Source organism: Salinivibrio sp. PR5 (assembly GCF_001996085.1).
In the GTDB taxonomy this organism is placed as follows: Bacteria; Pseudomonadota; Gammaproteobacteria; order Enterobacterales; family Vibrionaceae; genus Salinivibrio; species Salinivibrio proteolyticus.
In genome coordinates, this window is the sequence record NZ_MUFK01000023.1 from 38,819 (window position 1) to 49,561 (window position 10,743).

The following is a 10,743-nucleotide window of genomic DNA, read 5'->3' on the forward strand; positions in this document are numbered from 1 at the left end:
CATGAAGAAAAAAATAGTCTTGGGCTTAGCTTGTACGCTGGTTTTTGTACTCAGCGCCGTGATCCACGCACCCGCATCACTATTGCGTCTGGCCCCCTTACCGCCTGAACTTAAAGTGGGCGCGATTGAGGGGACAGTGTGGAAAGGACGCATTGCGCAAATACGCTGGCAAGATTACACCGTCGGGCCACTTCGCTGGGATATTAAGGTGCACCGTTTATTCACCGCGGCAACGTTAGAAGCGGATATTCGTTTTCGCAGCTCAGATGGGGTGAAAGGGAAAGCAACCGTGGGCTTTGATGGTCATGCAGTTTCTTTATCCCGTGCGCTGGTGTCAGCACCGGCCCAGTTGCTTGCCAGTTCTGTGGCACTCCCTGCTAATATGGCGATTGAAGGCCATGTGGATCTGGTATTACGCGATCTGGCCTTTACCGAGGCGGGCTGTCAGCGACTCGATGGTCAGCTGCAGTGGCAACAAGCCGCATTACGCTTGCCAATGGGGCGTTTAGCGGACATCCCAGCCAGTGCCACACTCCGTTGTGAGCAGCAAGGTATTCTCGCCGAAGGCCAAGGCGCGTCTTCCTCGCTGAGCAATAAGTTTTCATTGTCAATCACACCGTCGGGGCGATACTCTGTTTCGGGATGGCTCAAGCCGGAAGCCGCGTTCCCACCGCTAATGAAAGAGCCACTTGCTTGGCTGGGTGCGCCGGATCAACAAGGGCGCTATCGCTTTTCTTTTCGAGGCTAATCAAGCCTGTTAGGCTTATCAGTAAAGGGTGCAAATAGGATATGACGCAGCGAAAACCTCCCCAGATCCTGTCTAAGCAAGTGGTTGCCGCTTCTCGTTTATTTAAGGTGGAATCGCTCGACCTCCAGTTTAGTAACGGCGTAAATCGAACCTATGAACGCATGAAGCCTTCGGGCCGCAATGCGGTCATGATGGTGCCGCTGACCGAACAGGGGGATTTGTTGCTGGTGCGGGAATATGCAGCCGGCACGGAGCGATATGAGCTAGGCTTTCCAAAAGGGTTAATCGATAAAGGGGAAGTGCCAGAGCAGGCAGCGGTGCGTGAATTGAAAGAAGAAATAGGTTTGGGCGCCCGCGAGCTTATTCCACTCAAAGAGGTCGTATTGGCTCCGTCGTATTTCTCAAGCCGTATGACACTGATGTTGGCACGTGATTTGTATCCTGAAACCTTGGAAGGGGATGAACCCGAACCACTTGAGGTGATCCGTTGGCCATTAGCTCAAGCGGAGGAGTTGCTGACCCACGGCGATTTCTGTGAAGCGCGCAGTATCACCGCACTAATGATGGCGCTGAAGTACTTACAATCTGAGAGGTGAGGCATGCCATTGCCTGAGTTGTTGCCCGATGTGATTGAAATTACCCGTGCAGCGGGACAAGTGATTCTCGATATTTACCAAGACGGTGATTTCGAGGAAATGACCAAAAGCGATGAAACACCCGTCACCAGCGCGGATCTTGCCGCACATAAAATGATCAGCGAGAAACTGACGGCATTAACCCCGGATATTCCGGTGTTATCGGAAGAAGATTGTGGTGTGCCGCTTAGTGATCGCCAGCAATGGCAACGTTACTGGTTGATTGACCCACTGGATGGTACCCAAGAGTTTATTGCGGGGAGTGGCGATTTTGCCACCATTATTGCGCTGGTGGAAAATAACCATCCGGTGATGGGAGTGGTCTATGCCCCGGTCTCGGGTGTGACTTATTATGCGTGCCAAGAAAAAGGGGCGTGGAAAATTACCCCCGATGGCGAAATGCATCGCATCTCGACAATGAAGCGAGAAGAGGCCATTACCTCGCTCTCTATTGCCATTAGCCGTCGTCAAGATATTCATGCCGTGACAGAAAAACTCGCCCCTGAGATCAACTATGATTTGGTCCCACTAGGGTCCGCAGCATTGAAAGCGTGTTTGGTCGCTGAAGGCGCGGTAGATTGCTATTTGCGTCTAGGTCCGACAGGAGAGTGGGATACGGCAGCCACCCAATGCATTGTCGAACAAGCAGGGGGGCGAATTTTAAGTACCGAGTTGGACCCCTTGTCATATAACGAGCGTGACTCGTTGCAAAACCCCAATTTTATTGTTCTGGGTGATGAATCGCTCGCTTGGTCTTCGATATTGCGCGCATCGTAATAGAAGCGCGAAACGGCACCGTCAGGTGCCGTTTTTGTCGGGTCAGCAACAGCGAATAGTACCGCTTAGAACAAGCGATTTAAGCCGTTAAGTGCAGCGACGCGGTACGCTTCGGCCATGGTTGGGTAGTTAAAGGTGGTATTGACGAAATAGTCGATGGTATTACCGGCGCCTTTTTGCTCAAAAATCGCTTGGCCGATGTGAATGATTTCCGAGGCACGCTCACCAAAGCAGTGGATCCCCAAAATCTCACGGGTATCGCGATGAAAGAGGATCTTTAAACTGCCAACATCCATCCCGGCAATTTGGGCGCGAGCGAGATGTTTAAATTGCGAGCGGCCGACTTCATATGGGACTTTCTCTGCCGTGAGCTCTTGCTCCGTTTTCCCCACAGAACTGATTTCTGGGATGGTATAAATCCCGGTGGGAATATGTTCAATGAGGCGTGCATTGGCATTGCCTTGGCTAATTGCTTCTGCGACGACCCGTCCCTGATCATAGGCCGCACTGGCCAAACTTGGGTAGCCAATCACATCGCCAACCGCATAAATATGGTCAACCTCGGTCGAGTAATTGTCGTCGACGCTCAGCTGACCGCGAGAGTCGGGCGTCAGTCCCACCGCACCAAGATTCAACGTATCTGTGTTACCGGTGCGACCGTTGGCATAGAGCAGGCAATCGGCTTTCATTTTTTTACCTGAGGCAAGATGGACAATGACACCATCATCTGTGCCCTCAATGCGCTCATAGGTTTCATCATTGCGGATCAGGACACCGCTATTCCAGAAATGGTATGACAGGGCATCGGAAATTTCGTTATCCAAGAATGAAAGCAAGCGATCACGGGTATTGATTAAGTCAACTTTGACGCCAAGCCCGCGAAAAATAGACGCATATTCGCTGCCAATCACACCTGCACCATAAATAATCACGTGGCGCGGGTCATGCTTGAGTGACAGAATTGAATCACTGTCGTAAATACGTGCGTGGCTAAAATCGACATCGGCTGGTTGATAAGGGCGTGAGCCAGTCGCAATCACAAAATGATCGGCAGTGTAATGCTCTTTGCTGCCGTCAGGGTGGCGAACGGCTAAAGTATGTGCGTCAACAAATTCCGCCATACCATGGAGCAGCGTGCACTGATTGCGATCGTAAAAACCCTGACGAAGGCGCGTTTGTTTGCCAATCACGGAGTCGGCATGGCTCAGGATTTGAGAGAAGGTACTGTGAATACTTTTGGTGTTCTGGGTGTAGATCGGACTTTGATTAAACTCAATAATCCGGCTAACGGTGTGACGCAGTGCTTTGGAAGGAATGGTGCCCCAATGGGTACAGCCACCACCGACAGTGCTTTCGCGCTCTATCACGGCCACGCGCTTGCCCGCCTTGGTTAGCCCCATTGCCGCGCCTTCGCCGCCTGGGCCACTCCCTATTACGATCGCATCAAAATGATCAACAGGGTGAGGATTCGACTTGCTCATAGGATTCAAACCTTATTTTCATTATTGCAACATCCATTTATGACCAGTTTAACGCTTATTGGCAGTAAGGTTAACTTTCCTGCATGATCTGGACGTGAGCAGGGGAAAGGCAAGGCGCTGTTCAAGAGGGTGTTTGGCTGATTTAGGACGTAAAAATGCGTATAGTGGCGCCATGATGACGGCAGGTTGAGTGTGATGGGTATTCGAGCCGAACAAAAAGAAAAGACGCGTCGCTCATTGATTGATGCGGCCTTTAGCCAATTAAGTGCAGAGCGAAGCTTCTCGAGTTTGAGTTTGCGAGAAGTCGCGCGAGAAGCAGGCATTGCGCCAACCTCATTTTATCGCCACTTTAAAGACATGGATGAGTTGGGATTAACCATGGTCGATGAAGGGGGGCTCCTGCTTCGTCAGCTGATGCGTCAAGCCCGTCAGCGTATTGCCACTGAAGGCAGCGTGGTGCGTACCTCGGTCGAAACCTTTATGGAATTTGTTGAAAGCAGCCCCAACGTTTTTCGCTTGCTGCTTCGCGAACGTTCAGGTACCTCAGCGGCGTTCCGTGCGGCTGTAGCACGAGAAATTCAGCACTTTGTCGCAGAATTGACCGAGTATTTGCAGTCTCGCACGCAGCTCACCTATGAAGAAGCGTACAATCAGGCTGAAGCCTGCGTGATCTTGGTATTCAACTCCGGCGCGGAAGCGTTAGATCTTGATACACATTCACGGGCAGAATTGGCCGAGCGAATGGTGATACAATTGCGCATGATAGCCAAGGGAGCTTACTGGTATCGTAAAGACCGTGAGCGGCGGGCATTACAGAAAAAGCTGTCATAACAGGTGAAAACATGGAACATGAGCAAGTTAAATCTGAGCGTAAATTCTTAGTACTGTCATTGATCACAGGTATTTGTGGCAGTGCCACTCTCGCTACGCTTTTTATCGGTGGTGTGGCGTTTTCTATCTTTCCCATTCTAGCGTTTGTGTTGGCGGTACATGCTTGCTACCAATTGCATGAGCGCCAACCCCTCACTGAAGGTACGCCGCTGATCGCGTTTGCGTGTTTCTTAGTGGGTGCGTTTGGGTACTCTGCGTTTATGCGTATGCAAATGCCAGAATTGGGCGGTAACTTCTTCTCGATTTTGGTTGCCATGGTACTGGCGTTTTGGGTGGGTCATAAGCTTGGCTTTTTCAGCCGCAAAGCCAAAAACGATACAGCCTCTGACGTATAAGCCCCGCGCGGCGAATCGCACACTAAAACGAGTGAATAAAAAAGGCGTCGAGAGACGCCTTTTTACGTTGTAACGAACTCGCTTCCTGTAATTATTTACGCTCCAACCACACGCCCGCTTCGGTATGGTGAGTGAACGGGAATTGGTCGAACAGCGCACAGCGACTAATGCGGTGTGTTTGGCTGAGGCGTTCTAGGTTCTCGACCAAAGTCTCAGGGTTACAGGAGATATATAAAATCCGATCGTAACCTTGCACCATTTTACAGGTTTCATCATCCATGCCCGCACGAGGGGGATCGACAAAAATGGTATTGCACTGATAGTCACTCAGCGTCACCCCTTGGTCTTTTAAGCGGCGGAATTCGCGCTCGCCATTGATCGCTTGAGTGAACTCTTCGGCAGACATGCGAATAATTTGCACATTGTCGATGTGATTCGCGGCAATATTGTATTGTGCCGATTGTACCGAGGGTTTCGCCAGCTCGGTGGCGAGGACGCGGCGAAAGTTTTTCGCTAGTGCCAGTGAGAAGTTGCCATTCCCACAATACAGCTCCAGCAAATCACCTTGGCTATCGCGGGTGCAATCAATGGCCCATTCCAGCATTTTCTCCGCCACGGGCCCGTTTGGTTGGGTAAAGCTGTTTTCAATTTGCTGGTAGATCAATGTCTGACCATCAGCATTGAGTTTTTCCAACACGTAGTCGCGGTCTAGCACTTTCTTTTGCTTGCGCGCACGGCCAATCAGGTTGAGGTTAAAGCCCTCATCGTTCAATCGTTGTTTAAGCGCTTGCGCGGCCTCGTCCCACTCTTCGTCTAGCTGGCGGTGATAAAGCAAAGACACCAAGATCTCACCGCTTAAAGTGGAGAGGAAGTCAACTTGGAAGAGCTTACGTCGCAACGCGTCGTTAGGCTTGATGGCATCCATCAATAGCGGCATGAGGTCATTGATCAAACGGCTTGCGGCAGGAAAGGTATCGACCCGATATTTCTGCTTGGTCGCAGGATCAAACATGATGTAATACAGGTCGTCGCCTTCATGCCATACTCGAAACTCTGCGCGCATCCGATAGTGGGTTTCCGGTGAGCGAAAGATCTCTAGCTCAGGCGCATGAAACGGCGCGAGTTGGGTAGTGAGTCGTTGTACTTTCTCAGCAAGCTGTGTGTCGTAGTCAACGGCGGTGTGAGCCTTGGTCATGATGGCTGCCTCAGCGATTGGAAAATGAGCGCAGATTTTAGACAAATCCCCAGCCATGTCCACCCTTGCTCACGATTCTCCTTTATTCGATAGGGGTATCAATGGACAATATCCATCTAGACGGCTACTATCCGTGGGCGGGTACGTGATCAGCAAGTATAAGCCTGTTGGTCACTGGAATGCGGTGAGAATCCGCAACTGACGCGCAGCGGTGTAAGAGAACGACCCTAACTCGGCGCTAGGCCAGACACTGTCGCCAATACTGTTTAACAGTATGCGATGGGAAGTCGTTAGCAGTAGGCGGCGAAAGCCATGCTCTTAAGTCCGAACACAGCCCGCCCCGCAGCATAACGCTGCATATTCTCGCGATAGAAAGGAATAACCAATGAACAAACAGATTGTGGCGAGCCTAACGGCGGCGTCATTACTCCCTGTGAGCGCGTGGGCCGAGCAAAACACCGAAACGGTGGTGGTGACGGCAAGTCGGTTTGAACAGTCCGATGCCTCAGTGTTGCAATCAGCAACCATTTTGACACGTCAAGACATTGCACGCTTGCAGGCGCGAAGCCTTGTCGATGTATTGCGTACGGTGCCGAGCATTGAGATTGCGCAAAGTGGGGGCCGTGGACAAATTGCCTCTATTTTTATGCGCGGCACGGAATCAGACCACTCTTTAGTCTTGATTGATGGCATGCGTATGGCGTCATCCATCAAAGGCTCGGTGGATTTTAATCAGATCCCAGTAAACAGTATCGAGCGTATTGAGATTATTCGCGGCGCACGCGCCACACTTTATGGGTCGAGCGCGATCGGCGGGGTGATCAATATCATCACCAAAAGCAATAGAGAGCGAGCCAATGTCTCAGCGACCGTGGGCAGTTTGGATCATCATGCTGTTAGTGGCGCATGGGCAACAAAATTAGGCGATAACGGTCACTTCTCTGGTATTGCTGGGTATGAGTCGAATGATGGATACAATGTTCATCCAACGGCGAGCAACCGGGGAGATCAGCATGGTTTTACCGGCCGCAATGCGCAGCTTGGTTACAGTCATCGCTGGAATCCATCTTGGTCGGCAGATGTGACGGGGCGCTGGTACCAGAATGAGTACGATTACGATAATTTTGGTAGCTTAAAACATGGTTGGTTAGAAAGCCAAGCACTGGCCAGCACGCTGAACTATCGCTCTGATACTTGGAGTGCAACACTCAGCACAGAAGTTTCCCAACAAGAAAACTTCGACTACAGCCCTGGCAGTGACCGTAAAAACAATAAAACTTCAGATGTTGAGCAAGTCTCTACCTCGTTGGGACTCCAGTACCAAGCCACGGAGGGTTGGCTGCTTGGTGGTGGTGTGGATTATCGTCAAGATACCTTTAATGAAGGAAGCTTGATTACCAACCCCGATGATATTGCAATCAATCCGCGCGATAACCTAGGCACTTACCTTTTAACGCAATTTAGCCCAGTAGAAGCACTATCTATTGAGGCAAGCGCACGGTCGGATGATAACGAACAATACGGACAACATACGACGTGGCAGACAAGCGCGGGTCTTGCGATAGCGGAAGGGTATCAATTGGTCGCCAGCTACGGCACCGCTTTTAAGGCCCCAAGTCTGACTGAACTTTACGGATGGGGCGGTAATGCAACGCTCAAGCCGGAGGAGTCATCCAACACCGAGCTTGCTCTTCGTGGCGTGACGGCAGACGTTGATTGGTCACTCACCGGCTATATCAATCGCATTGATAATCTCATTCAGTATGCAGGTAGTTACCCCAACGGTCAGAACCAAAACGTGGGCAAAGCTAAGATCGAAGGCGTTGAGTTTATTGCCAACTTTGATGTGCACGCTTTAAATAACCGTATATCGTTAGAATATAAAGATCCTAAAAATGAACAAACAGGTGAGCAGCTTGCTCGTCGCGCTAAACGGATAGCGAAATGGGATGCATCCTACCAATGGGAGCGACTGCAGCTCGGTACTCAGTGGCAGTATCAAAGTGAACGTCTGGATTATTCCGGTGGAGAGATGTTGGGAAGCTATAGCCTGTGGGCGATCACTGCATCCTATCAGGCGACCGATAATCTGACCGTAAAAGGTAAAGTCGATAATGTATTTGATAAAGACTACGAAACCGCGGGTGGCTATCCGTCAGCTGAACGCGGCTATTTTATGACGTTAGACTATCAGTACTAGTGCCTGTTTCACGGCGAAACTAGCTTTAATCACGCCTTTATCGTTATGATAAGGGCGTTTTTTTATTGAGTGGCTGGACCATGGCGCAACCCCATATTCTGATCTTTGACTCCGGTGTCGGAGGCTTATCTGTCTACCAAGCGATCAAGGCAAGCTTGCCGAGCGCTCAATATACCTATTTATTCGACAATGCCGCTTTCCCCTATGGCGAATTAGAAGACCAACGCCTAGTGCATCGCGTGCTCACTCTGATCAAAGCGACCTGTGAGCGCCATGCAGTCGATATCATCGTCATTGCGTGTAATACAGCCTCGACACTTGTGCTGCCGACACTGCGCGACGCACTCTCTATACCGGTTGTTGGCGTGGTGCCAGCGATCAAGCCAGCGGCGGCTTTGAGTCAACACAAAGCTATCGGTCTGCTCGCGACCCCAGCCACCGTCAGCCGGCCTTATACGGCACAACTGATCGCAGATTTCGCCAAAGATTGCCGAATTGTCTCGGTAGGGACAACAGCATTAGTACATATGGCAGAGCGTAAACTGCGAGGGGAGGCGGTGAATCAGCAAGACCTTAGCGCCATACTTGCACCGTTTGATTCGCACATCGATGTCTTGGTGCTAGGCTGTACCCACTTTCCACTCTTACATGATGAAATACAGGCGGCGATGGGTAAACAGGTCCAGTTGGTTGACTCCGGCAGTGCCATTGCACGTCGTGTTGCCTCATTGGTTACGCCGCAAGCATCTATCACTAGCGATAACAGTGATGGCAATCGCGCATACGCGACGGCGACGCCTATAAAAGCCGCCGCCTTGTCTGATTATATCCGCTCGATTGGACTAGAGCGCGTTAGCTATGCTCCCGCTTTTTTGGATCGTTCGCTTCACGCACTTTAAGTGTTCGCTCGCCGTAAACATTGTTGTTTAGGGCATCGATAGCATCATCTGCATGCGCAGCCGCCATCACAACAAAACCAAAGCCACGACGTTTACCGGTACGCTTATCCTTCATTAACCGTACCGCAAATACTTCTCCATGCTCGCCAAACAGGGACTTCACATCATTTTCATTGGCGCGATAGGGCAGGTTGCCGACATAAATCGTCTTACTCTGAGGGGGCTCTTCCTCTTTTGTTGCAACGGTCACTGTAGCTTGGGGAGCATATAAGCAGGCAATACCACTGATAACTGCACCTGCAGCGAAAGCCAAAGCGGGAGAAACCGTACTCATTAGGTTGACCACAATGGCACCGAGGATGGCGATGGTGATAATCAATACAAAAGCAATTGGTGATTTCATAAGCGTCATAAGCGTTAATACAAGTAATAAAGTGATGGTACGCAAGACAATTTGGCAGCGGCGTACCCTTAAATGGTTCTTAGAAAATCAACCAGCGTTACTTCTTGGTAATAGGCGCGTAGCTATAATGTTTCAAATCGCTGGTTATTCATCATTTTAGGTGGATTATTGTCCACTCGAAATAAAAAACGCGAAAAACCCTTGTCAGTGTGATCCGGGTCGCTATAATGCGCCTCCATCGACACGGCACACAGGGCAAGCGCTCAGCGGCCATGTCGGGGCAAAAAATCAAATAAAAATAAACGCTTGACGTCAGTTTTTAAATGATTAAGATAGCCCACCTACTTAACGCAGACAACGCGTTAGGGGAGTCAAAAAGAGGTTTTGTTTTCGCCGGTTGGCATCAACAAAAAGATAAAATTTCTTCTTGACTTCGTCGGCAAGGCGAGTAATATACGCAGCCCTGACCGAGCGAAGCAACGCTTCGCAAGTCAACGCTCTTTAACAATTTGACCTATGCAATCTGTGTGGGCACTCGTTGAGAATAGACAAAAAGATTTATTCGATGAACTGAGTGACCAAACGACAACTTTAACAGTTGTTCGGCACAGTCAATTCGTTTTTCTCTTCGGAGATAAACAGTAATCAGTATTCATTGAGCTGAAACTTCGGTTTCGAAAAAACTTTAATTGAAGAGTTTNTTTTTGTTCGGTCGGTATTTTTTCTTTAAAAACCCCTTGCGTCACAAAAATACCTCTCTATAATGCGCTCCTCGTTGGCACGGCAAACCGCGCTAACAAACGGCAGCAAAGCCAAGTAAACAAAAAGCTTGACTCACTGCCTCGGTGGCGTAAAATGCCACTCCCGCTCAAGATTGAGCGATGCTCTTTAAAAATTTGACCTATGCAATCTGTGTGGGCACTCGTTGAGAATAGACAAAAAGATTTATTCGATGAACTGAGTGACCAAACGACAACTTTAACAGTTGTTCGGCACAGTCAATTCGTTTTTCTCTTCGGAGATAAACAGTAATCAGTATTCATTGAGCTGAAACTTCGGTTTCGAAAAAACTTTAATTGAAGAGTTTGATCATGGCTCAGATTGAACGCTGGCGGCAGGCCTAACACATGCAAGTCGAGCGGAAACGGCAGTATTGAAGCTTCGGTGGATTTACTGGAC

General features: G+C 49.9%; 10 protein-coding genes and 1 riboswitch. Of the genes, 7 read left to right on the forward strand and 3 right to left on the reverse strand.

Features of this window, described 5'->3' with window-relative positions:
• The first annotated feature begins 1 nt into the window (after position 1).
• From BZG82_RS09670 to cysQ, 3 genes are read left to right on the forward strand one after another with little or no spacing between them, the layout of a single operon-like run.
• Positions 2 to 748, forward strand: a complete 747-nt coding sequence (locus BZG82_RS09670; RefSeq protein WP_077765725.1) for a type II secretion system protein N — start codon at positions 2 to 4, stop codon at positions 746 to 748.
• Positions 749 to 789: 41 nt separating this feature from the next.
• Entirely contained in the window at positions 790 to 1,344 is a 555-nt protein-coding gene (gene nudE, locus BZG82_RS09675; protein ID WP_069591222.1) for an ADP compounds hydrolase NudE, read from the forward strand.
• 3 nt (positions 1,345 to 1,347) lie between these two features.
• Complete coding sequence (gene cysQ, locus BZG82_RS09680) at positions 1,348 to 2,160, forward strand: 3'(2'),5'-bisphosphate nucleotidase CysQ (protein ID WP_077480040.1); 813 nt, start codon at positions 1,348 to 1,350, stop codon at positions 2,158 to 2,160.
• A 65-nt stretch (positions 2,161 to 2,225) separates the two neighbouring features.
• On the opposite strand, the gene sthA is transcribed toward cysQ, so the two are convergent.
• Positions 2,226 to 3,641: a Si-specific NAD(P)(+) transhydrogenase gene (gene sthA, locus BZG82_RS09685; protein WP_077663206.1), complete on the reverse strand. Its 1,416-nt coding sequence runs from the start codon at positions 3,639 to 3,641 to the stop codon at positions 2,226 to 2,228.
• Positions 3,642 to 3,836: 195 nt separating this feature from the next.
• Here sthA and fabR point away from each other — a divergent pair, with 195 nt between their 5' ends.
• A complete protein-coding gene (gene fabR, locus BZG82_RS09690) occupies positions 3,837 to 4,472 on the forward strand; it encodes an HTH-type transcriptional repressor FabR (protein WP_077765726.1) in 636 nt (211 codons plus the stop codon).
• A gap of 11 nt (positions 4,473 to 4,483) precedes the next feature.
• Positions 4,484 to 4,867, forward strand: a complete 384-nt coding sequence (locus BZG82_RS09695) for a YijD family membrane protein (protein WP_077480038.1) — start codon at positions 4,484 to 4,486, stop codon at positions 4,865 to 4,867.
• Between the two features lie 91 nt (positions 4,868 to 4,958).
• Here BZG82_RS09695 and trmA read toward each other — a convergent pair whose 3' ends face one another.
• Entirely contained in the window at positions 4,959 to 6,062 is a 1,104-nt protein-coding gene (gene trmA, locus BZG82_RS09700; RefSeq protein WP_077480059.1) for a tRNA (uridine(54)-C5)-methyltransferase TrmA, read from the reverse strand.
• A 121-nt stretch (positions 6,063 to 6,183) separates the two neighbouring features.
• Positions 6,184 to 6,416: riboswitch (cobalamin riboswitch) on the forward strand.
• A 31-nt stretch (positions 6,417 to 6,447) separates the two neighbouring features.
• On the opposite strand from trmA, the gene BZG82_RS09705 reads away from it, so the two are divergent.
• Positions 6,448 to 8,262 carry a TonB-dependent receptor domain-containing protein gene (locus BZG82_RS09705; protein WP_077765727.1) on the forward strand — a complete coding sequence of 605 codons (1,815 nt, stop codon included), beginning with the start codon at positions 6,448 to 6,450 and terminating at the stop codon, positions 8,260 to 8,262.
• An 80-nt stretch (positions 8,263 to 8,342) separates the two neighbouring features.
• Positions 8,343 to 9,161, forward strand: a complete 819-nt coding sequence (murI, locus tag BZG82_RS09710) for a glutamate racemase (protein ID WP_077640183.1) — start codon at positions 8,343 to 8,345, stop codon at positions 9,159 to 9,161.
• Here murI and BZG82_RS09715 read toward each other — a convergent pair.
• Positions 9,115 to 9,564, reverse strand: a complete 450-nt coding sequence (locus tag BZG82_RS09715; RefSeq protein ID WP_077458406.1) for an RNA recognition motif domain-containing protein — start codon at positions 9,562 to 9,564, stop codon at positions 9,115 to 9,117. The two genes, murI and BZG82_RS09715, sit on opposite strands and share 47 nt — an antisense overlap.
• Positions 9,565 to 10,743: the final 1,179 nt, after the last annotated feature.